General features: G+C 52.2%; 23 protein-coding genes. 21 read left to right on the top strand and 2 right to left on the bottom strand.

Translation table 11 applies throughout. The annotated features are described in order from the left end of the window. The 4 genes from A8990_RS31860 to A8990_RS23575 form a co-directional block, all read left to right on the top strand. The coding region (locus A8990_RS31860) for a hypothetical protein (RefSeq protein WP_220376840.1) at positions 1 to 214 on the top strand (214 nt) is incomplete at its 5' end. 319 nt (positions 215 to 533) lie between these two features. After that, positions 534 to 1454, top strand: coding sequence for an ABC transporter permease (locus A8990_RS23585; RefSeq protein ID WP_245996169.1), 921 nt, complete (start codon positions 534 to 536; stop codon positions 1452 to 1454). A gap of 19 nt (positions 1455 to 1473) precedes the next feature. Continuing rightward, positions 1474 to 2382, top strand: coding sequence for a carbohydrate ABC transporter permease (locus tag A8990_RS23580; protein WP_116191488.1), 909 nt, complete (start codon positions 1474 to 1476; stop codon positions 2380 to 2382). Positions 2383 to 2431: 49 nt separating this feature from the next. Continuing rightward, positions 2432 to 4102 (top strand): type 2 periplasmic-binding domain-containing protein, encoded by a 1671-nt coding sequence (locus tag A8990_RS23575; protein ID WP_181909746.1) that lies wholly within the window; start codon positions 2432 to 2434, stop codon positions 4100 to 4102. An 88-nt stretch (positions 4103 to 4190) separates the two neighbouring features. Here the strand turns inward: A8990_RS23575 and A8990_RS23570 are convergent, their stop codons facing one another. Further along, entirely contained in the window at positions 4191 to 6497 is a 2307-nt protein-coding gene (locus tag A8990_RS23570) for a helix-turn-helix domain-containing protein (protein WP_116191487.1), read from the bottom strand. 331 nt (positions 6498 to 6828) lie between these two features. On the opposite strand from A8990_RS23570, the gene A8990_RS23565 reads away from it, so the two are divergent. From A8990_RS23565 to pssA, 7 genes are all read left to right on the top strand, one after another. Continuing rightward, positions 6829 to 7290, top strand: coding sequence for a CtsR family transcriptional regulator (locus A8990_RS23565; RefSeq protein ID WP_116191486.1), 462 nt, complete (start codon positions 6829 to 6831; stop codon positions 7288 to 7290). 35 nt (positions 7291 to 7325) lie between these two features. Next, positions 7326 to 7850, top strand: coding sequence for a protein-arginine kinase activator protein McsA (mcsA, locus tag A8990_RS23560; protein WP_116191485.1), 525 nt, complete (start codon positions 7326 to 7328; stop codon positions 7848 to 7850). 27 nt (positions 7851 to 7877) lie between these two features. Further along, positions 7878 to 8957, top strand: coding sequence for a protein-arginine kinase McsB (gene mcsB, locus A8990_RS23555; RefSeq protein ID WP_116191484.1), 1080 nt, complete (start codon positions 7878 to 7880; stop codon positions 8955 to 8957). 2 nt (positions 8958 to 8959) lie between these two features. After that, positions 8960 to 11419, top strand: a complete 2460-nt coding sequence (locus A8990_RS23550; protein ID WP_116191483.1) for an ATP-dependent Clp protease ATP-binding subunit — start codon at positions 8960 to 8962, stop codon at positions 11417 to 11419. 493 nt (positions 11420 to 11912) lie between these two features. Continuing rightward, positions 11913 to 13280, top strand: a complete 1368-nt coding sequence (gene radA, locus A8990_RS23545) for a DNA repair protein RadA (protein ID WP_116191482.1) — start codon at positions 11913 to 11915, stop codon at positions 13278 to 13280. Positions 13281 to 13297: 17 nt separating this feature from the next. Next, entirely contained in the window at positions 13298 to 14374 is a 1077-nt protein-coding gene (gene disA / locus A8990_RS23540; RefSeq protein WP_116191481.1) for a DNA integrity scanning diadenylate cyclase DisA, read from the top strand. A gap of 163 nt (positions 14375 to 14537) precedes the next feature. Then, positions 14538 to 15290 carry a CDP-diacylglycerol--serine O-phosphatidyltransferase gene (pssA, locus tag A8990_RS23535; RefSeq protein ID WP_116191480.1) on the top strand — a complete coding sequence of 251 codons (753 nt, stop codon included), beginning with the start codon at positions 14538 to 14540 and terminating at the stop codon, positions 15288 to 15290. 111 nt (positions 15291 to 15401) lie between these two features. On the opposite strand, the gene A8990_RS23530 is transcribed toward pssA, so the two are convergent. Beyond that, positions 15402 to 15797 (bottom strand): nucleoside triphosphate pyrophosphohydrolase family protein, encoded by a 396-nt coding sequence (locus A8990_RS23530; protein ID WP_116191479.1) that lies wholly within the window; start codon positions 15795 to 15797, stop codon positions 15402 to 15404. Between the two features lie 190 nt (positions 15798 to 15987). Between A8990_RS23530 and A8990_RS23525 the strand changes: the two genes are divergently transcribed. The 10 genes from A8990_RS23525 to sigH all read left to right on the top strand — a co-directional run bounded on the left by A8990_RS23525 (position 15988) and on the right by sigH (position 25145). Beyond that, positions 15988 to 17082 carry a PIN/TRAM domain-containing protein gene (locus A8990_RS23525; RefSeq protein ID WP_116191478.1) on the top strand — a complete coding sequence of 365 codons (1095 nt, stop codon included), beginning with the start codon at positions 15988 to 15990 and terminating at the stop codon, positions 17080 to 17082. An 80-nt stretch (positions 17083 to 17162) separates the two neighbouring features. Next, entirely contained in the window at positions 17163 to 17876 is a 714-nt protein-coding gene (ispD, locus tag A8990_RS32280) for a 2-C-methyl-D-erythritol 4-phosphate cytidylyltransferase (RefSeq protein WP_245996167.1), read from the top strand. Positions 17877 to 17882: 6 nt separating this feature from the next. Continuing rightward, on the top strand, positions 17883 to 18368 hold the full coding sequence (gene ispF / locus A8990_RS32275; protein WP_245996166.1) for a 2-C-methyl-D-erythritol 2,4-cyclodiphosphate synthase: 486 nt from the start codon (positions 17883 to 17885) through the stop codon (positions 18366 to 18368). A gap of 41 nt (positions 18369 to 18409) precedes the next feature. Then, complete coding sequence (gene gltX, locus A8990_RS23515) at positions 18410 to 19867, top strand: glutamate--tRNA ligase (RefSeq protein WP_116191477.1); 1458 nt, start codon at positions 18410 to 18412, stop codon at positions 19865 to 19867. A 494-nt stretch (positions 19868 to 20361) separates the two neighbouring features. Further along, positions 20362 to 21039 (top strand): serine O-acetyltransferase EpsC, encoded by a 678-nt coding sequence (epsC, locus tag A8990_RS23510; protein WP_181909745.1) that lies wholly within the window; start codon positions 20362 to 20364, stop codon positions 21037 to 21039. Next, on the top strand, positions 21020 to 22420 hold the full coding sequence (gene cysS, locus A8990_RS23505) for a cysteine--tRNA ligase (RefSeq protein ID WP_116191476.1): 1401 nt from the start codon (positions 21020 to 21022) through the stop codon (positions 22418 to 22420). The genes epsC and cysS overlap by 20 nt, the downstream gene beginning before the upstream one ends. After that, positions 22420 to 22869, top strand: coding sequence for a Mini-ribonuclease 3 (locus tag A8990_RS23500; protein ID WP_116191475.1), 450 nt, complete (start codon positions 22420 to 22422; stop codon positions 22867 to 22869). Before cysS ends, A8990_RS23500 begins: the two co-directional genes overlap by 1 nt. A 33-nt stretch (positions 22870 to 22902) precedes the next feature. Then, on the top strand, positions 22903 to 23676 hold the full coding sequence (gene rlmB, locus A8990_RS23495) for a 23S rRNA (guanosine(2251)-2'-O)-methyltransferase RlmB (protein WP_425463927.1): 774 nt from the start codon (positions 22903 to 22905) through the stop codon (positions 23674 to 23676). Positions 23677 to 23679: 3 nt separating this feature from the next. Beyond that, positions 23680 to 24201: an NYN domain-containing protein gene (locus A8990_RS23490; RefSeq protein ID WP_116191474.1), complete on the top strand. Its 522-nt coding sequence runs from the start codon at positions 23680 to 23682 to the stop codon at positions 24199 to 24201. A 293-nt stretch (positions 24202 to 24494) separates the two neighbouring features. Continuing rightward, positions 24495 to 25145, top strand: a complete 651-nt coding sequence (sigH, locus tag A8990_RS23485) for an RNA polymerase sporulation sigma factor SigH (protein ID WP_090583188.1) — start codon at positions 24495 to 24497, stop codon at positions 25143 to 25145. Positions 25146 to 25280 lie beyond the last annotated feature (135 nt).

Below are 25280 nucleotides of genomic sequence, written 5' to 3'. Positions count from 1 at the left end.
GTCAATGGTACTTGGACCGCAGGGTCCTGGGAGAGTAGAACGTCGCCAAGCACAGATAACCGACCATATTCGTATGGTCGGTTTTTTGTTGTTTCTATTCGAGGTTCCCTTTCTTAAAGTATGGCACCGGATCACTGGTGCAGCAGCCATTTTCCTCGAAGTCATCCTCGAAGAAATGAGTCCGCTCCTGATGTGCAATGTTCTCTCCGATTAATCGCTTGGTCATTATTGATGATCAAGCAACTTGGTTGTTTTTGACCGTCAAAAACAACACATTATCCGCTTGTCATTTTTGCGCAACCCCAGTGTTTATGCGGGATATCTGTACATACAAAACGACATATTTACGATGCATTAACAATTCCGCTATCGTAGCGATGTAAGCGTTAGCACGGCCTTCTGCATCGTAAATCGAAGAGCTTTAAGCCGACAAAATGAGAACGTTATCAATATAGAAAAACGAAAGGAGTGATGACATGCAGGATACAAAAACGGTAACTGTAAGCGGTTCCGCAGTGGCATCCGATCGAACGATGAAACGCTCGCGGCTGACAAGGACGTGGAAGGGCATCTTTCAGAACTGGGAGCTCTACATCTTCATTGCCCCCGCGCTGATCTACTTCCTGCTCTTCTGCTATGGACCGATGTACGGCATCCAAATCGCATTCAAAACCTTCATCCCGACAAAAGGAATAACGGGGAGCCCATGGGTCGGATTCGACCATTTCGATCGCTTCTTTCATTCTTATTACTTCTGGGATCTGCTATGGAATACCTTAAGCATTAGCTTGTACTCGCTTGCGGTCGGTTTTCCGATTCCGATTATTTTGGCGCTCGCCTTCAATGAGGTTCGGAATGGTTTCTTTAAGAAGCTGGCCCAAACGGTGACGTACGCGCCGCACTTTATCTCAATGGTCGTCATGGTGGGGATGATCATTACGTTTCTCTCTCCATCGACCGGGATCGTGATCCATATCATTGAAGGGCTAGGATTCACGGCACCGGATTTTCTAACGGATCCGCGATGGTTTAAGACGATGTATGTGCTGTCCGATGTGTGGCAGAGCGCAGGCTGGGGAACGATCATTTATTTGGCTGCTCTGTCCGCTGTCGATCCGGGGCTTCATGAGGCGGCAATCATTGACGGTGCTTCGCGGTTCCAGCGTGTGCGGCATATCAACATTCCGACGCTTGTGCCGACGATGACGATTTTGATTATTTTGAGCATGGGCAGCTTGCTGGGTGTCGGTTTCGAGAAGATTCTATTGCTTCAAAATCCGCTCAACATGACTTCATCGGATGTCATCTCTACATTCGTGTACCGTTCAGGTCTTGTAAGCGCACAGTACAGTTTCTCGACCGCGATCGGCTTGTTTAATTCAGTCATCAATGCGGTGCTGCTCATCGTCGTCAATCAAGTCGTTCGGCGTGTGAGCGAGAACAGTTTGTGGTAGAGAGGAGGAGCGTTTCTACATGCTATCAGGCGTAAAAGAAAGTGGTCGCGACAAAATTTTTCTAGCTTTCAACTATATCTACGTATTTCTGGCTTTTCTCATCGTGTTCTATCCGCTCGTGTATATGGTCAGCGCTTCGATCAGTGATCCGAAGCTGGTCGGCTCCGGAGAAATGTGGTTATGGCCAAGGGGTATCACCTTCGACGGTTACAAGCGAGTGTTCGAGAATGCGAACATCTGGGTCGGATACGGCAACACGGTTGTCTATACGCTTGTCGGTACGGCGATCAATCTTGCAGTAACACTGCCGGCAGCCTATGCGCTAAGCCGCAAAGATTTTGTTGGACGCAATCTGTTCATGGGGCTGTTCATGGTGACGATGTTCTTCGGCGGAGGGCTTGTACCCACTTATCTGCTAGTGAAGAAATTGCACCTCGTCAATACGATATGGGCGATCGTTCTCCCGTCGGCGGCTTCCATCTGGAACATCATCGTGGCACGCACGTTCTTCCAGAGTACGCTTCCGAGTGAGCTGCAAGAGGCGGCGCAGATTGACGGCTGTACGAACATGCGGCTGTTTCTCCGAATCGTTCTTCCGCTGTCGATGCCGATTATCGCGGTTATGGCTTTATTTTATGGAGTCGGCAACTGGAACAGTTATTTCTCGGCTCTCATTTATTTGAACGATACATCCAAGTATCCATTGCAGCTGGTTCTGCGCCAAATTCTCGTTCTGCAAGAGATGGCTGCGCAAGGTGGAGGCGCGATAGACTCATCATCCGCCGAAGCACTGAACAACAAGGCAGAGATTGCCGCTCTCGTCAAATATGCCGTCATTATCGTGGCGACAGTGCCTGTTATTGCGATCTACCCGTTCTTACAACGTTATTTTGTTCAAGGTGTTATGATCGGCTCAGTCAAAGGCTGATTCGGTCTTACCATAATTAAGTACAAGAAGAAAGAGGGAGTTGTTGTCATTGAAAAACGTTCGCAAGGCATCATTGATTCTCCTTAGTCTTATGGCTTCAACCACAATGCTTCAAGCATGTGGATCGAACGACGGAAATAACGGCGCGGCAAATGCAGGTGGTAATACAAACGCAGGCGCAAATACAAGCGCCAATGCAGGCACGAACGCTGGTGCGAATGCCAACGAAGGTACGGAAGGCGTAAAGAAAGATGGCTTTCCGATCGTAGATCAGCCGGTGACGCTTAAGATGATGTCGCAGGACGCGGGCGTTGCGGATTGGAACAAGATGCCTGTTCTGCAAGAGATGGAGAAGCTGACCGGCATCCATATGGAGTACCAGCTTTCGCCGATCGACAGCTTTGCAACGAAGAAGAATCTTGTTTTTGCCAGCGGCGATTTGCCGGATATTTTCTACGCAGCGGATCTCACGGCTGCAGAGCAAGTGACATACGGTTCACAAGGAACGCTTGTACCGCTTGAAAAATACATTGATGGCGGTTATGCGCCGAACCTCAAGAAAATTTTTGACGAACATCCAGACATTCGTAAGTCGTTCACGACGCCGGATGGTCATATCTATGCGCTGCCGAACATCGATTTGTCCGCAGTATGGTACCGCGGCCCGATGTGGTATAACGGCAAGTTCTTGAAAGCGCTCAATGCGACAGAGCCGAAGACAACTGATGAGCTGTACACGTACTTGAAGCGAGTGAAAGAAGAAGATCCGAACGGCAACGGCAAGAAAGACGAAGTTCCGCTCACTTCCGTGAAGCTGGATGATCTGCGTATGTACTTCCTCGGCTTCTGGGGCATCTACAATGAGCAGTACTATGCGGACAAGGATGGCAAGGTACACTATACGCCGCAAGAAGAAGGCTATAAGGGCTACTTGACGTTCCTGAACCGTCTATGGAAAGAAGATCTTCTGGATCATGAGACGTTCTCGCAAACCGGCGACCAGAAGAAAGCCAAAGGAACAAGCAACCGAGTTGCGTTGTTTAACGACTGGTTCCCGTACTTCACGCTGGGCGGCGAAGCTAGCGGCGACAACCCGCTGATGACGCCGGTAAGCAGCGAAATCGCAGGCTCGCCGGTATATGGCAAGCATCCAGGTCTCTCCTCAAACGGTACGTTTGCGATCTCCAGCACGAACCCGGCGCCGGAAGCATCGATGCGCTGGGTAGACTACCTCTACAGCTATGAAGGCGCAACATTGTTTGGCCAAGGTCCGGAGAATCTCCTCTGGAAGTATAAGAATGCAGATACGCATGAGAAAGAATGGCTTCCGACTGAGGGTGGCAAGGACCGTGAAGAAGTGCGCGGAACCATTACGCCAAACTACGGCATTGTGACACCGGGTATGAGTTCATCCGAGCTGACGAAAGGTCTGAAAAGCGACTTTGACGCTTGGCTCGATAATGAAACGGCAACGAAGCTGACGCCGATTGCGAAAGCGCCGTTCCCTAACGTATACCTGACCAATGAACAACAAACGGAAGCGACGACGCTGTTGTCCGATCTGAGCACCTATGTGACGCAAATGGAAGCGAAGTTCGTAACCGGACAAGAGCCGCTTACCAACTGGGATAACTATGTAGCACAGCTGAAAAAGATGGGCAGCGACCGGATCGTCGAGCTTTATCAAAGCGCGTACGACACTTGGAACGCAAGCAAGTAATTCGATTCTGCAGGATTGTATGAAAAAAAATAGCCAACCTTACCGGCTGCTTGGCCGGGGGTTGGCTATTTGCTTTAGTCTTTAGTCTTTAGTCTTCGTCGATATCGGATAATTGCCGGACTTCTTCGTTCTCGGAGAACAACTTACGGTATTGTCCCGGCGTATAACCGGTTTCCTTCTTGAACTTGCGAGTGAAGTTAGGCGTATCCTGATAGCCGACGCGAAGGATGATGTCCTTCAGCGGATCGCTGGTCGTCTTCAGCTGGTTGATGACTTCCTCAAGCCGCTTTTGCCAGATGTATTGAATGAAGTTGAGTCCCACTTTCTCCTTGAAGGAGCGGCTGACATGCGAAGGCGATACACTGAATGCAAAAGCAACAGATTCAAGGCTGAGCGAATGATCGGCATAATGCTCATCGATGTACGCCGTGATGCGGTCCATCAACGATGCTTCTTCCTTCTGGTTGTTCTGCTCCACTTGGCTGCAAATACGGGAGGCCAGCGTCAGGAAGCTGCGCTCCAGCTCGTCCGGAGCATTGCCGGAAATCGCGGCGGTGGCGACATCTTGCGCGACGTTGGTGATGCCAAGCTCCGATGCGGTTCTTAGCATCGCGTTGAGCAGATCGAAGCAGATGCAGCGTATGAGCAGAGCGGATACTTGCGATGACTGCAGGTTCTGCATCGCCGATCCTATGATCTGGGCAGCAACATCGTAGCTGCCTTGCTTCAAGCTCTGGGAGAGCTTCATTAACGTATTGCTCGGAATCCAATCCGCTTGGTTCGGCGTATCGGAGAGCTTCTCGAAATAAGCGACGGCACCAGGTTCGGCTGATGCCCGAAGCTCGAAGGCCGAGCAGGCTTCGATGAAGGACTGGTTCAGCTGGTCAGGGCTCTCATAGCAGGTGCCGACGCCGATCGCCTTGATGTCGTCCATAATATCGAGCAGCGACGTTCGAATGGCTTCAATGATGTCGCGAACGCGATCGAATGCATCCGTTCCATCGTCTAGATCGAAGCTGACGATCAGTCCCAACTGGTCGAGCTGCGAAAGCTCAACGCCGTAGCCGACCGCTCGCAGCTCGGGAATCTCGATCTGATTCAACAATTGAATCCGTTCATGCCGTTTCACCCTATCGTTCGAGGCTGCTGCATTCGTCCTCCCTGAACCGATAACCGCGACAAAATGATGGGAACGGTCGAACCGCAGATCGAATGCTTGCTGCAGCTCGGGCGACAAGCTTTGCACATAGCCGTGTTTCAGCACCATCGACAAGAAATGGTTACGGGCGAACGGCTCCTGCAGATCGATACGTGAGCTATATTCCTGCAGTGCTGACCGAATCCGGTCCAGCTCATTCCCGGAAGCCGCAGCCCCGCCATGAGAGCGTTCCGCTCTCGACTTCGAAGAGGCGAACTCCACAAGATTGGAGATCGGCTGATACTGCATCCTTGCGAGCAGCAAGGCGGCCGCGGCTCCGACAAGCACGGTGATGCAGAACAGCATAATGATGAAGCTTCGTACATGCAGCACACTGCTGAAGAATTGCGAGCTTGGCATCGCGGTGACGTATATCCAGCCATTCGTTTCCGATTTGACGGATACGACGGAGTGCGCCTCGCCATTAATCGACCGTTCATGAATACCCGGAGGGAGATTAATCAGTGATTTCACCGCGGAATCGGTCAATGCCTCTCCTTGGCGGTTATCGATAAGGATATGTCCGGCGCTATCGAGAATATAGGTGAGTCCTTGATAGTTGCCAAGGACGGTATCAATCAGACTGGATAGCTCGGATTCCTGAATCAGATACATGACCGTGCCATGAGGCGTCGGACTATTCGGCGTGATGGGCACGAGATAAGTAAGGATATCCTGCTTCTTCGACGTCGATGTCTTCGAAGCTTGATCGACGGGGCGCATCGTCGGGAACTTGACGGTGTTGATGTCATGGTAAAGCTGATCCTTCGGCCAGTTCTGGAAGTTATACGCGCCTGCGAAGACGTCGAAGTCATAGAGCCCAATGCTCGAGTAGATTTTCTCGTCGTTATGGAAGTAGAGCAGAATCTCATCAATAATGGAGCTGGTTGATTTATATTGATCAAGCCCTTGAATGGCTTCGCCGCTGAAGATGGGATCATGGACGCGGTAAGGCGTGAGCCGTTTATCATAGGTGATGCGCGTGGCGATCTCGCTCAGTTCCTTAATGCGCCCATCGACGATGACCTTCGCCTGCGTCAGCTGGTTCAGCCGGGATTGCTCGATTTCGGAACGCAGATTGGTGACCGCATTTTTGTAAATGAAAATCGTCATCAAGACAAGCGGGATTAACAAAATGAATAGGTAGGACCAAATATATTTCAAGAAGAGCTTCGATTTAAAGTAATTCTTAGCCAAACTAAGGTGCCTCCAATGAGATACGTCGTATGAAGCGAGCTTACCAATCATACCAATTTTTTGTTTTTTTGCACATAGAGGCAGCCTCAGCATAAGCGGAGGATATGGGGGAATGGCTGAAGGTATAAATGAACCGAATCCGCCCAAGATAGTAAGGGATACATCAGACTTACAACCGTGGCAATTCACTTGACCTTTTGGCAATTTTGCGTATAATAAAGTTAAAGTCAAAGAAAGTCAAAGTCAATTTGACTAAAAACTTTGACGATTCCAACAATCGGCTGTTTGAGCAGCAAGAATGTTGTAAGGGCATCATAGGGAGGTTGGCGAAATGCGCAACATTTCCGATCTCATCGAGCAGTATCTCAAGCATATGCTAAAGGAAAGCCCCGGCGGCGCTGTCGAGCTGCAGCGCAATGATTTGGCGGATCGCTTCTCATGTGTTCCGTCCCAGATCAATTACGTCATCAGTACGCGGTTCACACTTGAGAAAGGCTACATGGTCGAGAGCAAGCGAGGCGGCGGCGGATACATCCGTATTCAGCGCATCGAATTGCCAACGCTATCGGCTCTGCAAGTGCATCTTGCCGAAACAATCGGCGATCAAGTGGACCAGGATACGGCAGAAGGAATCGTCTATCAGCTGGAGGAAGGGAAGCATATCTCGAAGCGCGAAGCGAACTTGCTCCGTGCGGCGATGTCCCGCGATACCATTGCTGTGAAGCTTCCGCTGCGTGACGAAATTCGGGCTCGATTACTCCGGGCGATGCTGATTACGCTGCTCGTGAAGTAAGCTGCGCAGCCTTGCAAGAGGAGGGATAGTGCGGAATGCTTTGTCAGGAATGTGACAAGAAGCCGGCTACGCTTCATTTTACGAAAATTGTGAATGGCGAGAAGACGGAATTCCATATTTGTGAATCATGCGCTCGCGAGAGAGGCGAAGGAATTCCAGGCACAGCGAACGGATTTTCGATCCATAGCTTATTGTCGGGCCTGCTGGATTTTGAACCGGTTGGCAATATGAACGCGCTTGGCGCGAAACCGGCGCAGCAGCTGCGCTGCGACAATTGCGGTCTGACCTATACACAATTCAGTAAGATGGGCCGGTTCGGCTGCAGTAATTGTTACACCCAGTTTGGAAGCAAACTGGACCCGATTCTGAAGCGGGTTCATGGCAATACGACACATGTCGGTAAAATTCCAAAGCGCACAGGTGTTCAAATTCTGCTCAGACGAGAGATCGATGAGCTCAAACGGGATTTGAACATGCAGATCGAGCAGCAGGAGTTCGAAGCCGCTGCTGGGTTACGCGACCGAATTCGGGAGCTGGAGCGCAAAATAGCCGATGTTTAGGCACGGTTAGGAAGGTGAAATGAAACGATGTCGAAGCGGTCTTATGTCGAAGAAGCGCTAAGCGACTGGATGAAGGGCAACGGCCCGGACACGGATGTTGTCATCAGCAGCCGAATCCGCATTGCCCGCAATCTATCGGGTCATCCGTTTCCGATGCTTGCGACCTCACAGCAGGCGCAGGAGGTCATGAAGCAGCTTACTGATGTTGCTGCGAACGGCCGACTAGACAGCTACGGACCATTCGAGACGATCGAGCTCTCCCAGCTAAGCGAACTGGAACGTCGAGTTCTGGTGGAGAAGCATCTGATCAGCCCGAACTTAGCGAATGAATCGCGCTGCGGCGCGGTGATGCTTAGCGATAACGAGTCGATAAGCATAATGGTGAATGAAGAGGATCACTTGCGCATTCAATGCTTGTATCCAGGCTTTCAGATCAAGGAAGCATGGACGGTGGCGAGCCGCATTGACGATATTTTTGAAGAGGTTACTGATTACGCGTTTGATGAACGAAGAGGCTACTTAACGAGCTGTCCGACCAACGTCGGAACGGGCATCCGCTCCTCAGTGATGATGCATCTGCCGGGCCTTGTGCTTACGCAGCAGATCAACCGGATTCTGTCAGCCATCCAGCAAGTGGGGCTTGCGGTGCGGGGGATTTACGGCGAGGGCAGCGAAGCGCTCGGGAACTTGTTCCAAATCTCGAATCAGATTACGCTCGGTCAGTCCGAGGGGGAAATCATCGAGAATCTGCACAGCGTCGCGCGGCAAATAATTGAGCACGAGAGAGCGGCACGCCAGCGTTTGCTGGAGGAGTCGCGGGTGCGCCTGGAGGATCGGGTGCTCCGTTCTTACGGCACATTGTCGCATGCGATGATTATGGATTCGAAGGAAGCGGCACAGCGGCTTTCCGATGTTAGGCTCGGCATTGATCTTGGCTTGGTTCGAGAAGTGTCTCCGCAGGTAATGAATGAAATGATGGTATTAACGCAGCCGGGCTTTCTTCAGCAGGTGTTTCGTGAAAAGATGACGCCTGAGCAGCGGGATATCCGGCGAGCGGAACTTATACGCAAGCAGTTACAAAGTGAAACTGATCATGGGGGTGTATGAACATGATGTTTGGAAGATTTACGGAACGAGCGCAGAAAGTGCTCGCACTCGCACAGGAAGAGGCGGTTCGTCTCGGTCATAACAATATCGGCACGGAGCATATTTTGCTCGGGCTGAACCGAGAAGGGGAAGGAATCGCAGCCAAAGCTCTAATCGGCCTGGGCCTTAGCCTTGAGAAAATACAAGACGAAGTCGAGACACTGATCGGCCGCGGACAAGAGCAGCCGACCAATATCGCGTACACGCCGCGTGCCAAGAAGGTTATCGAGCTGTCGATGGATGAGGCTCGTAAATTGGGCCATACGTATGTCGGCACAGAGCATATTTTGCTCGGCCTTATTCGTGAAGGTGAAGGCGTTGCAGCCCGTGTATTGAACAATCTCGGCATTAGCTTAAATAAAGCACGTCAGCAAGTGCTGCAGCTGCTCGGCAGCAGCGAAGCCGTGTCCAGCAATCATGGCGCACCGGCGAATGTAAGCACTCCGACACTGGACGGACTTGCCCGTGACCTTACGGCATATGCCAAAGACGGCAATCTGGACCCGGTTATCGGACGCAGCAAAGAAATTGAACGCGTTATTCAAGTGCTTAGCCGCAGAACGAAGAACAATCCCGTTCTGATCGGCGAGCCAGGGGTCGGTAAAACAGCGATCGCCGAAGGACTCGCGCAGAAGATCATCGCAGGCGAAATTCCGGAGACGCTGCGCGACAAGCGCGTAATGACGCTCGATATGGGCTCCGTCGTAGCCGGAACGAAGTACCGCGGCGAGTTCGAAGACCGCCTCAAGAAAATTATGGACGAAATCCGCCAAGCCGGAAACATCGTCCTGTTCATCGATGAGCTGCATACGCTGATCGGTGCGGGCGGAGCGGAAGGCGCGATCGATGCTTCGAACATTCTGAAGCCTGCGCTTGCGCGCGGCGAGCTGCAATGTATCGGTGCAACGACGCTGGACGAATATCGCAAATACATCGAGAAAGACGCTGCGCTGGAGCGCCGGTTCCAACCGATAACAGTTGACCAACCGTCGCCGGAAGAAGCGATCCAAATCTTGCACGGTCTGCGCGATCGTTATGAAGCGCATCACCGCGTGAAGATCACGGATGAAGCGATTGAGCAAGCGGTTAAGCTATCCGACCGCTATATTACAGACCGGTTCCTGCCGGATAAAGCGATCGACTTGATCGATGAGGCGTCCTCCAAAGTACGCTTGAAATCGTACACCGTACCGCCTAATCTCAAGCAGCTCGAGAACCGTCTGGAGGATATCCGCAAGGAGAAAGACTCCGCTGTTCAGAGCCAGGAGTTCGAGAAAGCGGCAGCGCTTCGCGATACGGAGCAGAAGATTCGCGAAGAGCTCGACGTGACGAAGAATCAGTGGAAAGAGAAGCAAGGCCGCACCGATTCCGAAGTAACGCCTGAAGATATTGCGCAGGTCGTAGCGAGCTGGACCGGTATTCCGGTAGTGAAGCTTGCTGAGGAAGAGACACAGCGCTTGCTGAAGATGGAAGACATCTTGCATGACCGCGTCATCGGTCAGAGCGAAGCGGTCAAAGCGGTATCCCGCGCGATCCGCAGAGCGCGCGCAGGTCTGAAAGATCCGAAGCGTCCGATGGGCTCGTTTATTTTCCTTGGCCCAACAGGTGTTGGTAAGACGGAGCTTGCCCGTGCGCTTGCTGAAGCGATGTTCGGCGATGAGAATGCGGTTATCCGCATCGACATGTCGGAATATATGGAGAAGCATTCGACTTCGCGACTCGTCGGAGCGCCTCCAGGCTATGTCGGCTACGAAGAAGGCGGTCAATTGACCGAGAAAGTACGCCGCAAGCCATACTCGGTTGTGCTGCTTGACGAGATTGAGAAAGCACATCCGGAAGTATTCAACATTCTGCTGCAAGTGCTTGAGGATGGCCGTCTGACGGACTCCAAAGGCCGGGTAGTCGACTTCCGCAACACGCTTATTATCATGACGTCGAACGTCGGCGCTGACCAAATCAAGAAGAATTCTTCGCTTGGTTTCACAGCAGCACAAGATGCAGGCCGCGACTTTAACATCATGAAAGATAAAGTGCTGGCAGAGCTCAAGAAGAGCTTCCGTCCGGAGTTCCTGAACCGGATCGACGAGACGATCGTGTTCCATTCGCTCGAGAAGGAGCATATCTCTCAGATCGTAACGCTCATGTCCGACGAGCTGCGCAAGCGTCTGCGCGAGCAAGAAGTGGACTTCACGCTCACCGATGCAGCGAAGGAATTCCTCGCGAAGGAAGGCTTCGATCCAGCGTACGGCGCACGTCCGCTGCGCAGAGCGATCCAGAAGCATATCGAGGACCGTCTGTCCGAAGATCTGCTGATGGGCAAAATTTCCAAAGGTCATACGCTCATCATCGATGAGAAGGACGGCGAGTTGACGGTGACTCGCGTTGACAACGTGTCGGCACCTGAGGAAACGGCAACGAAGTAATTAGTATGGTTAATAAGTAACGCAGTTACTTGAAAATGTATATGCAACGAAAAATGGATATGTAACGAAGTTACATGAAGCCCCTCACTAGCAGAGTGAGGGGCTTTTCCTTATGCATCGCACCAAACGTAGAGCGTGCCCCAAAGGGACGAAAGCGAGCAGCAGCACTCATCAGCTCTAGTGCACCTCTGCATCAGTCCACGTTCTAATGTGTCCCACAGGGACAACAGGTAGCTAGACAGCGCAAGTCGCAGTCTGCATTACGCACATAGTTCACTCGCGAGCGCTTCTCTGCAACTCCTACGTTACACCTTCCGGGAGTCCAGAGGGGTGGTAACCCCCTGAAGAGGGGGATTTAGGGAGTGTTAGTGTAAATTAGGGGGTGTTTCTAAATAGGGGGTGTTTATATGATTTTAAGGTTCATTTAGGGTGGTTTCCGCAAGTTGTAAATGGTAAACTTTGAATGATACCTCAAATGCATAAGGAGCCGTTCATGGCAAAACTTAAAACTAAGTTCGCATGTACAGAATGCGGCACAGAATCACCGAAATGGATGGGCAAATGCCCAGGCTGCGGACAATGGAATACGATGGTGGAAGAGAAGGAAACGGTCGTCAAAACACAAGGAATGGGCTCGCCGATCATTCAGACGAAAGAAAAGCCGCGTTCCATCATACATATAGAAAGTGGTCAGGAGAAACGGATTGAGACAACCAATCAGGAGCTCAATCGCGTGCTTGGCGGCGGTGTTGTACCGGGCTCGCTTATTCTTGTCGGCGGAGACCCGGGTATTGGCAAATCGACGCTGTTGCTTCAAACGTCGCATGCACTTGCTTCCAAGAACCTCAAGGTCCTCTACATATCCGGAGAGGAATCGGTCCGGCAGACACGTCTACGGGCGGACCGCCTCGGTGCGTTGACCGACATGCTGTATGTGCTGTGCGAAACGAACATGGAGCAGATCAACGATGCGATCGAATCGGTCCAGCCCGATTTTCTCGTCATCGACTCCATCCAGACGGTGTACGATCCGAACGTGCAATCGGCGCCGGGCAGCGTCTCGCAAGTAAGGGAGTGTACCGCTCACTTCATGCGCGTCGCGAAGATCAAAGGCATTGCAACCGTACTTGTCGGCCACGTGACGAAGGAAGGAGCGATCGCCGGTCCTCGCATGCTGGAGCATATGGTGGACTGCGTGCTCTATTTTGAAGGTGAACGTCATCACACGTACCGGTTGCTAAGAGCCGTCAAGAATCGTTTCGGCTCGACGAACGAGATCGGGATCTTCGAAATGGGCGAGGAAGGGCTGCGGGAGGTTAACAATCCGTCCGAGCTGTTCTTGTCCGAACGTCCGCTTGGCGTATCCGGCTCTACGGTTGTCGCAGCAATGGAAGGCACGAGGCCGGTGCTCGTTGAGATGCAGGCGCTTGTCGCGACTACGAACTTCCCGTCACCGCGGCGGATGGCCACAGGGATTGACCATAATCGGATGACGCTCATTGTGGCGGTGCTGGAGAAGCGGATGGGCATGTTCCTGCAGACGCAGGATGCGTACTTGAACGTCGCCGGCGGCATAAGGCTCGACGAGCCGGCAGTCGATCTTGCTGCGGCAGTCAGCATTGCATCCAGTTTCCGCGACGCGCCGACACGGCCGTTCGATGTGTTTTTCGGAGAAATTGGACTTACGGGTGAAGTGCGGGCCGTTTCCCGTGCGGAGCAGCGTGTGAAGGAAGCGCAGAAGCTGGGCTTCAAACGGGTCATAATGCCAAGCAAGAGCTTGAAGGGATGGACCCCGCCGAAAGGCATTGAAATCATCGGTGTAGAGACGGTCGCGCAGGCGCTGTCCGCAGCATTCGGATAGAGGGGGGAAACGGACGGATGAAAGAGACAAACCAAACAGATTTCGTAAATCAATTGCTTCAGATGGTCGCACCCGGGATGGCGTTTCGGGAAGGACTGGATAACGTGCTGCGGGCGAAGACGGGCGCGCTGATCGTTGTCGGCTACAGCCCAGAGGTAATGGAGGTCGTTGATGGCGGATTCTCCATCAACTGCGACTTTTCCCCGAACTACTTATACGAATTGGCCAAAATGGACGGCGCGATTATTCTGAGCGAGGACCGCAAACGGATATTGTACGCGAACACGCAGCTCATCCCGGACAGCTCGATCTCGTCCAGCGAAACGGGCATCCGCCATCGGACCGCGGAGCGGGTTGCGAAGCAGACCGGCAAGCTCGTCGTATCGATCTCGCAGCGTCGGAACGTCATTACGCTGTACCAAGGACAGTTCAGATACTCGCTCAAGGAAATGGGCGTTATCCTGACGAAAGCAAACCAAGCGATTCAGACGCTTGAGAAATACAAAGTGGTGCTCAACCAGTCGTTCACCAACCTGTCCGCACTGGAGTTTGAAGAGATGGTCACGCTCCAGGAAGTGGCGCATGTCATTAAGCGGGTGGAAATGGTCATTCGCGTAAAGACTGAGATTAAGAAGTATGTGAATGAGCTGGGTACCGAGGGCCGTCTTATCGCCATGCAGATGGAAGAGCTCGTCGGCGGTGTTGAGGAAGAGGCATGGTTCCTGCTCAAAGACTACGTGAAAGATCCGCATGAGGATCGGATCCGCGAGATCCGCACAAGCATCCGCAAGCTCAGCTCCGAAGAGCTGCTTGAGCTGCCTCAGATCATTAAGCTGCTTGGCTACAGCGGCTTCAGCGCTGCATCGGAAGAGATGGTCGCACCGCGCGGCTATCGTCTGTTAAGCCGTATTCCACGCCTGCCGGCAGTCATCATGAACAACCTAGTTGAACGGTTCGGCTACCTGCCGCATATTTTGATGGCGACGATTGAAGAGCTCGATTCTGTCGACGGTATTGGCGAAGTAAGGGCGCGTACGATTAAGGAAGGGCTCAAACGGATCCAAGAGCAGATGTTCATTGACAGGCAAATCTAAATCTCATACAATGAGGGAATGCAGACGGACGTAATTTGGGTATCACTTACAATTAATCCGATTTATGCATCCCTTTTAACACTCCGCAGGAAGTTTTTTTCTCAGTTTGCCGTCGATACTGCAAATTGCGGTTTTGGGGCATAGTAAAGATGAGGTGGAGCAAATGATCACGAAGTCAATACCGAGTCTTTTTACCGTGGCGAATTTATTTCTAGGCATCGTCGCCATCATTCTTATATTCCCTGATAATGCAAAGCCTGAAGTAGCTGCGATGATGGTCATTATCGCAATGCTGATGGACGGCGTGGATGGTCGGGTTGCTCGTGCGCTTAACGCCCAAAGCGAGTTCGGCAAAGAACTGGATTCTTTGTCCGACGTCATTTCCTTCGGCGTTGCACCGGCTTTTATTATGTATAGCGTCGCTTTCCAAGAGCTTAATCCAGCTCCGGCTTGGATTATTACAGCACTGTTCCCGATCTGCGGAGCGCTGCGTCTCGCACGATTCAATGTCATCTCGGGGATGCCGGGTTACTTCATCGGCTTGCCGATTCCGGCAGCAGGCGGTGTACTCGCGACACTCGCGCTGTTCCACAAAGATATTGCTGTTTCCGTATTGATGGCGACTACGCTGATCCTGTCGTTCCTGATGGTAAGCACAGTCCGTTATCCAAACTTCAAGAAGCTCGGCATTCCGAAGAACGCGATATGGGTTGTACCGATTGTCGTCGCAGTCGCTGTTGTGCTCGGCATTCTGTTCCCGCACCACTTATCGAAGATCATCTTTATCCCGCTCGTGCTCTATGCACTGTACGGCTTAAAAAAAAACGTTGATCGCCGTCTCCCTAGCCGGAAACGGAAGAGAATGCTGGAAAATCAGCTTCAAGAGGAAGCTGTTCATAGCGAGCATAGCGCATAGCGCGTAAACAAAAAAAGACCGCCTAGTCGATTCCATTACGGAGCGACGAGGCGGTTTTTGCTATTTGGCGACGTGAAATGTTGAAGGTCTGTTATTGTAAGCTGCGTGACATTACGTGAGGTTAAATAACCCCAGCGTGCTGCATTTATCGGATTCCCGTTCGATGACGTCAACTAGCTTGATATCAAGCAAATTGCACATGGCGGACATGTAGAACATATTGCGCCCAAGCTCATTTTGAATGGCTTCCTTGCAATGCTCACACAGATCGCCTGAAATGTGATGGTGAAGCTTGGTCTTGGCCTGCTCGAGATTGAAGTCGTCTGCAAATTCTTGCTTCCGCGCGTTTAATTCAATACATCCGCATTCCGTAACGGCTTTAGCTACCGCGCGATTAGCGGAAGCACCGGATTGCCCGTACTTTGACATGACGTCCAGCAAGCTGCGATGTCGCAGCAGCAGCTCTGAAACCTGCTTCTGAAACTGCTCCAATGTTGGTGCGTTCATCGGGTACCACCTCATTTCAGGATTGGAATTGCTTTACTTTTATTATAAGCCTCCGAAGCTCGCTTTTCAAAACCGAATTATGCGATTTTGTCCGATTTGCGGGACAAGTTAATAATTTCTAATGGATTGGGTTTACGAGCGATTAACGTGACAATAATTGGCACATAATTGTTAGTGGAGGTGGATTTATATGATGAAACGAATGATTCAATTAGTGGGAATCGTGTTCGGCGGATTTCTAGGTGCTCAAATGTATGGCTCCATTAATGGGAGCATGAGCTTTATGGAATCAACTAATGGTATTATGCAGCATTCAGGCGGCTACTACATGAACGTAGGCATTGGCGCAATTTGCGGCTTTGCGGCAGCAACGGTTTTGGCAGGTTCCATCTTGAGATGGATGCAACAAGGTGCGGAGAGGGCTTCGGCGATGCCGACAGGCGAGCTGTTGTCCGGCGGCGGCGGTCTGCTTGGCGGTCTGGCGTTATCGGCACTTATTTATCCGGCACTGTCGGGCTTGACGGGTCCGGGAATCTTTATCCCAATTGGACTGACCATTCTTCTTGGTTATATGGGCATGCGAATTGGACTGAACAAGCGCGAAGAGATGGCATCGATGTTCAAATCGTTGTCCGAGCGTCAGAGCGCGCAGGTGCAAGCATCCGAGGAAAGCAGCTACGAGGAGCATAAAATTCTCGATACGAGCGTCATTATCGACGGCCGAATCGCCGATATTTGCAAAACGGGATTCATTGAAGGAACGCTGGTCATTCCGGAGTTCGTGCTCGAGGAGCTGCAGCATATCGCCGATTCGTCGGACTTGCTTAAGCGCAACCGGGGCCGCAGAGGTCTAGATATTCTCAACAAAATCCAGAAAGAGCTCGATGTGAAGGTCCTGATCTATGAAGGCGAAGCAGAAGATGGCGAAGTCGACAGCAAGCTAGTGAAGCTGGCGAAGGTGCTGCACGGCAAAGTGGTGACGAACGACTTCAACTTGAACAAAGTGTGCGAGCTGCAGGGCGTGTCGGTTCTGAATATTAATGACCTTGCGAATGCGGTGAAGCCGGTCGTTCTTCCAGGCGAAGAGATCGTCGTGCAAGTCATCAAGGACGGCAAAGAGCATGGACAAGGTGTCGCGTATCTGGATGACGGCACCATGATCGTCGTCGAAGGCGGACGTGACTACATCGGTACGACGATGGAAGTGCTCGTGACGAGCGTGCTGCAAACGTCTGCGGGCCGGATGATTTTCGCGAAGCCGAAGCTGTTGGAAAAAGCGCTCTAAAGCGGTATGATAGGGGATGGGTTTGTAAGCGAATTGCTTACTTTCCGAGCGATCCTATTAACACGAGGGCGGTTGAAGGCATGGATGCAGCAGGTGCAAAATGGGGTGTCGTCGTTGTGGCGGCAGGCCGCGGTACGAGGATGGGCACGGCGGAGAGCAAGCAATATTTGCTCTTGCAGGACAAGCCTATTCTTGTACATACCCTTGAAGGGTTCCAAGCGATGGACGAAATTGCCGAAGTGGTGCTCGTTGTAGGCAAGGAAGATACAGCGCGCTGCGAGCAGTTCGTATCGGCGTATGGGCTGAGCAAAGTAAAATCGGTGCTCGTCGGCGGAAGTGAGCGTCAGCATTCCGTAGCGATTGGCATTAAGGCGCTGGACAGCGGCATCGAATGGGCCATGGTCCATGATGGTGTCCGTCCGCTCGTAACGGCAAATGCCGTACGCAGATGCATGGTCAAAGCGGAAGAGACGGAAGCGGCTGTGCTGGCTGTGCCTGTTAAAGATACAATAAAGCAAGTGAATGAGACCGGCGTCATTACTTCGACACCGGACCGGCGAAGCTTGTGGGCGATCCAAACGCCGCAAGCTTTTCGTCGTTCCTTGCTGCAGCAGGCGCTTGCGCAGGCGGAGCGGGACGGGTTTCTCGGCACCGATGATGCATCGGCGGTCGAGCATATGGGCGTTCCTGTTTCCGTCGCCGAAGGGGAATATACGAACATTAAGATTACGACACCTGAGGATTTGCCTTACGCAGAGTTTCTGCTGGCAAGCCGGGAGCGGGAGAGGGGATAGAGAGAAATGATTCGAGTAGGACAAGGCTTTGATGTGCATCAATTGGTGGAGGGGCGTCCGTGCATTATCGGCGGCGTGACGATTCCTTACGAGAAGGGGCTGCTCGGCCATTCCGATGCAGACGTGCTGCTGCACGCGATAAGTGATGCAGTGCTAGGCGCGCTTGGCCTCGGCGACATCGGCAAACATTTTCCGGATACAGATCCAGCCTTCAAAGACGCGGACAGCTTGAAGCTGCTTGAGCATATTTGGAAGCTCGTCAAGGAGCGGGGCTACAAGCTCGGCAATATTGACGCAACCATTATTGCGCAGAAGCCGAAGATGGCGCCGCACATTCCGCATATGGTCGAGATTATTGCAGGCGCGCTGGAGGCGGAAGAGCTCTCGCAGGTGAATGTGAAAGCGACGACGACCGAGTGGCTCGGCTTCACGGGACGCGGCGAAGGGATTGCCGCACAGTCTGTTGTCTGCCTTGTAAAAGTTGTGCTATGATTCTGCAATACAATGCGATTAACGGGAGGAGTTAGACGACCATGACACAACCAATCAGAGTGCGGTACGCGCCGTCACCGACTGGACATCTACATATCGGCAACGCGAGAACGGCCTTATTTAATTATCTATTTGCACGTAATTTAGGCGGCGAATTCATTATCAGGATTGAGGATACCGACATAAAGCGCAACGTGGCTGGCGGCGAAGAGAGTCAGCTGAAGTACTTGAAGTGGCTCGGCATTGATTGGAATGAGAGCGTTGATATCGGCGGCGGCTATGGCCCGTACCGTCAGACGGAACGCCTTGATATCTATAAGCAATATTGGCAAGAGCTGATCGACAAAGGTCTTGCGTACAAGTGCTACTGCACGGAAGAAGAGCTGGAGCAGGAGCGGGAAGAGCAGACGGCTCGCGGCGAAATGCCTCGTTACTCCGGCAAACACCGTGATCTGTCGGATGAGCAGCGTGCCGCGTTCGAAGCGGAAGGCCGTATTCCGAGCGTCCGTTTCCGTGTGCCGGAAGGCAGAACATATACATTCGATGATATGGTCAAAGGACAGATCAGCTTTGAATCGGACGGCATTGGCGACTGGGTTATCGTGAAGAAGGATGGCATTCCGACGTACAACTTCGCGGTTGCGCTCGATGATCACCTGATGGCGATCAGCCACGTGCTTCGCGGGGAAGATCACATCTCCAATACGCCGCGCCAACTGATGATCTATGAAGCATTCGGCTGGGAGCCGCCGGTATTCGCGCACATGACGCTGATCGTGAACGAGTCCCGCAAGAAGCTCAGCAAGCGCGACGAGTCGATCATCCAATTTATCGAGCAGTACGATAAGCTCGGCTACTTGCCGGAGACGCTCTTTAACTTTATTGCACTTCTCGGCTGGTCGCCGGAGGGCGAGCAAGAGATTTTCACGAGTGAAGAACTGATCCAGGTGTTCAATGCGAACCGCCTCAGCAAGAGTCCGGCTGTATTCGACACGAATAAGCTGGCTTGGATGAACAATGAATACATTAAGAAGACAGAGCTGCCGCGCGTCGTTAATCTGTGCTTGCCGCATCTGCAGGAAGCGGGCCGCATGCCGGCTGAACTCAGTGCCGAAGAACGCGCATGGGTAAGCGACCTTGTGGCGCTCTATCAAGATAAACTGCGTTTCGCAGCGGAAATCGTGCCGTTAACCGAGCTGTTCTTCAGCAGCGAAACGTCCGATGAGGAAGAAGCGGCAACGGTGCTTGCCGAGGAGCAAGTCCCTGTCGTGCTGCAGGCGTTCCTGGAGCAAGTGAAGGCTCTCGAAGCATTCGAAGTGGATGGCATTAAAGCGGCGATCAAAGCGGTTCAGACGTCGACCGGCTTCAAGGGCAAGCAGCTGTTCATGCCAATCCGGGCTGCTCTTACTGGACAGACGCACGGACCAGACTTGAATCAATCAATCGCGTTGCTTGGCCGTGCGAAGGTTGAACAGCGTCTTGCTGGTCGTTTGGCTTAAGAGCAAGGGATCTGGAGCGGGTTCGGGAAGCGGGGCGTGAAACTGGAGCAGGGCAGTTACCCTACTTGCCAGTTCTCGGGCGCTAAGCTATACTTGAGTTACTTTAATTTCTGTCGGCTGTCAAGCGGAAGGCTTGCAACACCTATAAGGCTTGGAACAGGATCGTTTATTTCAATCGGGAATTGACAGAGAGGGCGACCTTCAAACGGAGCCGGAGCATAATCGATATGGTTCGGATACGGCATGATGGCTGGGAGTTGCTCATTCCTCGGAATAGACATTGCGCCTGGGAGCTGCGCCTCCGAACTGCTGTTATCAGCAGGGTGGGTGGTGACGTTTGGTCCTCGTTACGGGCTATTGAGACGGTAATGATGGTCTGCGAATTTACATGCGAATCATTTCCGATGCAGAGTGGAACCGCGTATACACGCCTCTGCAGCCAATTGGCTGCGGAGGCTTTTTGTTTACCCCTGTCTGAGAGGAGGACTCCGGCCGTGTTTCGACATTTTAGATCTGATATAGAAACGATTCTTGAGAACGATCCAGCCGCGCGGAATAAGCTGGAGGTTATCTTCACTTATTCTGGTCTCCACGCGATATGGGCGCACCGTATTGCGCACGCGTTCTATAAGCGTAAATGGTTCACAATTGCCCGCGCTATATCCCAGACGAGCCGGTTCTTCACAGGCATTGAAATCCATCCGGGTGCGACCATTGGATCGAAGCTCTTCATCGACCACGGAATGGGCATTGTCATCGGGGAGACGTGCGAGATTGGCGACAACGTCGTCATTTACCAAGGCGTAACGCTCGGCGGTACAGGCAAGGAGAAGGGCAAGCGGCATCCAACGATCGGCAACAATGTCGTTATTGCATCAGGGGCGAAAGTTCTAGGCTCCTTCAAGGTTGGGGACAATGTGAATATCGGCGCCAACTCAGTCGTCCTGCGAGAGGTGCCGCCTAACAGTACCGTTGTCGGAATTCCCGGACGCGTAGTGAAGCGTGACGGCGAGCGTGTCGGTGATCGATTGGATCATACGCAATTGCCAGACCCTGTTATTGAGATGCTCCGGGAGATGCAGAAGGAAGTCATGATGCTGCGGTTGGAGCTTGAGGAAGAGAAACGTAAAGCACGTGAGGAGAAGCGAGAAAATGAGCCTGCGAATTTATAATACCCTGTCACGGGAAAAAGAAGTCTTTACCCCGCTTGAGCCGGGCAAAGTGAAAATGTATGTGTGCGGACCGACCGTTTATGATTACATTCATATCGGCAACGCGCGTCCTGCCATCTTCTTCGACGTGGTGCGCCGCTACCTGGAGTATATCGGTTACGAAGTGACGTACGTCGTCAACTTCACCGACGTCGATGATAAGCTGATCCGGAAGGCGGAGCAGCTCGGCACGACGGTGCCGGAAGTGGCGGAACGGTTCATTGCAGCGTTCAAGGAGAACATCGAAGGCCTGCGTATCAATAAGGCGTCGTTGAATCCGCGTGTTACGGATCACATTGAAGAGATCATTGCGTTCATCGCCGAGCTTGTGGATCGCGGCCATGCGTATGAGAGCGGCGGGGATGTTTATTACCGCACGAGTACGTTTGCCGACTACGGCAAGCTGTCGCATCAGAACTTAGAGGAGCTGCAGCTCGGTATCCGTATCGGCGTGGATGAACGCAAAGAAAGCGGTCAAGACTTTGTATTGTGGAAAGCTGCGAAGCCAGGCGAGATCAAGTGGGATAGTCCGTGGGGCGCAGGCCGTCCGGGCTGGCACATTGAGTGCTCGGCGATGGCGCGCAAATATCTTGGCGATACGCTCGATATTCACGGCGGCGGCCATGACCTGCAGTTCCCGCATCACGAGTGCGAGATTGCACAGTCTGAGGCGGTGACTGGCAAACCGCTGGCGAACTATTGGATGCATAACGGCTTCATTAACATCAATAATGAGAAAATGTCCAAGTCGCTCAGCAACGGCATTACGGTGCAGGAGATTTTGACACGAATCAAGCCGGCGGTTATTCGCTACTTCATGCTGTCCGCGCATTATAGAAGCCCGCTCAACTTCAGTGATGAGACGATTGCGCAAGCAGAGAACAGCGTAGAGCGGATCGTGAACTCGGTTGCGAACCTGAAGCACCGCATGTCTGTCGCGGTAAGCGAGCCGGATGAATCGGTTCCGGCATTGGAAGCGCGAATCGGCGACATCAAAGCGCAGTTTAACGCCAAGATGGATGACGACTTCAACACGCCTGATGCCATTACGGCGATGTTCGATCTGGTTAGCGAGGCGAACCTGTACTTGCAGCGTCCAGTTGCGTCCCAAGCAGCGCTGAACCTGCTGCTTGAAGCGTTTGAAGGATTCAACCGCGTACTGGGTCTGCTTGAGACAGAAGAAGAGCTGCTGGATGCGGATATCGACGCACTTATCGTACAGCGCACCGAAGCGCGCAAGAACAAGGATTGGAAGCGGGCGGACGAAATCCGCGACCAATTGTCGGCGCTTGGCATCGTGCTGGAAGATACGCCTCAAGGCATTCGTTGGCGGCGGAAGTAATGAAGGAGCCGGTGGATATCAATATTTTAGCAGAAGATAATCTGTTGTTTCATATGCCGACGAAGCCGATCAACCTGCTGAATCCGATCGTGCTTGCCTATATCGGTGACGCGGTGTTTGAAGTGCTCGTTCGGCAATATTTGATCTCGTTGCCGAACCATAAGCCGAACCATCTGCACCGGCAGGCGACGCAGTTCGTCTCGGCGAAGGCACAGTGCATGCTGCTGGAGAAGTGGCAGCCGTACTTGACGGAAGCCGAGGCGGACATCGTTCGCCGAGGGCGCAATGCAAAGTCGGGCTCGGCGCCGAAGAACGCCGACCCGGCGCACTATCAGCAAGCGACGGCGCTGGAGTGCTTGATTGGCTACCTGTACTACGGTAAGCAGATTGCGCGTATTCGCGAATTGATGGCGATCGCGTTCAATGAAGATACAAACGGGCAGACATAATGAATAAGTCAGAAGATGAGGAGGTTCAGTTTTATGGGTATGAGTGAACAAGAAGAATCACAAGAATGGATTGCAGGGAAGCACCCGGTTATGGAGGCGCTGCGCTCCGGCCGCGACATCAATAAGATCTGGATCGCGGAGCAAGCGCAGAAGAACGCGCAGCCGATTATGATGGAAGCGAAGAAAGCGGGGATCATCGTCCAGGTGGTCGATAAGCGCAAGCTGGACCAGATGGTCGAAGGCGTTCCGCATCAAGGCGTTGTCGCGCAAGCGGCGGCACACCGCTACTACGAAGTGGATGAGCTGCTCGCGCGGGCGAAAGAGAGCGGCGAGATGCCGATCTTCCTGCTGCTTGATGAGATTGAGGATCCGCACAACCTCGGTTCGATTTTGCGGACAGCAGAATGTACGGGAGTTCACGGTGTAATCATTCCGAAGCGCCGGTCGGCATCGCTCACGGCTACAGTGTCCAAAACATCGGCAGGCGCGGTGGAATACATTCCGGTTGCGCGTGTTACGAATATGGCACAAACCATCGATAAGCTGAAAGAAGCGGGTATCTGGGTAGCAGGTGCGGATGTTGGCGCGAAGCAGGACGTGTACGCGTCTTCGACCAAGTTCGATATGCCGCTTGCGATCGTAATCGGCAACGAGGCGAAAGGTATCGGCCGGTTAATACGTGACAAGTGCGATTTTCTCATCAAGCTGCCGATGAACGGACAGCTCAATTCGCTCAATGCTTCCGTTGCTGCGGGAGTGCTTATGTACGAAGTGCTGCGTCAGCGCCTTGCCATTGCCGCTCGGTAACCAATGAAGCGGCGCGACGATGTACTGCTTGTCGACGGGTACAATATGATCGGCGCTTGGCCGGAGCTTGCCGCATTGCGGGACAAGGACTTCGAGGACGCGCGCGACCGTCTGCTGGAAATGCTCGCTGACTATCAAGGTTTTACCGGCATGACGGTTATCGTCGTGTTTGACGCGCATCAAGTGCCAGGCATCGGCAAAACGTTCAAGCAGCGCAGACTGACAGTCGTGTTTACGAAGGAGAAGGAAACAGCCGATGCTTGTATTGAGCGGCTTGCATCGGATATGGCGCTTCGAAGTCGGAATATCCATGTGGCTACGTCAGATATGATCGAGCAGCATGTTATTTTCGGCAAAGGTGCTCTTCGTAAGTCCGCGCGCGAGTTGTTGACGGAGATCAAGCAGAGCCGCAAAGCCATTCAACATAAAGTGGAGCAAAAGGCGAGCGTGAGGAATGAGCTCGACAGCAATTTGAAGATGGATATTCGGATGAAGCTGGAAAAGATGCGAAGAGGCGAGTTGTAGCGTAAAGCCAGCTTAACAAGGGCTTAATCTCTATTTACCGAAACGTGCAGAATTCGGTTTGATATTCCAGAATTGCTAGATAATAAACAGCCGCGAGGCGCCGTTATCATTGACTGCTTTAGGTTACATAATGTATACTGAGTCTATGTTTCTGATCGTGGATACTAGTACTAGATTGATTTTTCCAGGTTTGCTGCATGCTCTTAATTGAATTAACAAATGCGCGCCGGTATATAGATTATGCTACTGAAAGTTAAGGGCATTGTACGCCTTTCGAGCCGGAGGGATTGTTCGTGAGCATCGACCTCAGAGAATGGAAAACGCTGGACTATGACTGCAGAACGGACGAGGACATTGTAGAGACGGTTCGCGAGGGTGACAGCGAAGCGCTTGAGTATTTAATAAACAAATATAAGAACTTTGTCCGGGCTAAAGCGCGTTCCTATTTCTTGATCGGGGCCGACCGCGAGGATATCGTCCAAGAAGGCATGATTGGACTTTATAAAGCGATTCGCGATTTTAAAGGGGACAAGCTTGCTTCCTTCAAGGCTTTTGCTGAGTTGTGTATAACACGGCAAATTATTACGGCAATAAAGACTGCCACACGCCAGAAGCATATTCCGCTGAATTCGTATGTTTCGCTGGATAAGCCGATCTACGACGAAGATTCTGATCGTACGCTGCTGGATGTCATTTGCGGAACGAGAGTATCGGATCCGGAAGAATTGATTATTAACCAAGAGGAATTCATTGGTTTAGAAGATAAAATGTCGGAAATTCTGAGCGATCTTGAGCGCAAGGTGCTCATGCTCTATCTGGATGGAAGATCCTATCAAGAGATTGCTGTCGATCTCGACCGTCATGTAAAGTCCATCGACAATGCGCTGCAGCGCGTAAAACGTAAGCTGGAGCGTTACCTGGAACTGCGTGATATTGGAAGTTAATTGTCTTAAATAGGGAGCCCTCGGGGCTCTTTTTTTAATGGGAGGGTCTTTCGTGGTTTGAATTGCCTCTCCTTTGACAATAATGTCAATTGCGGAAATGGAAATGTTCGTCTTATTTGGGTTGTCGTCTACGTC

Source organism: Paenibacillus taihuensis (assembly GCF_003386535.1).
Lineage (GTDB): Bacteria > Bacillota > Bacilli > Paenibacillales > Paenibacillaceae > Paenibacillus_Z > Paenibacillus_Z taihuensis.
The sequence above is the reverse complement of the archived record's forward strand: the minus strand, read 5'-3'. Positions and strand labels throughout refer to the sequence as shown.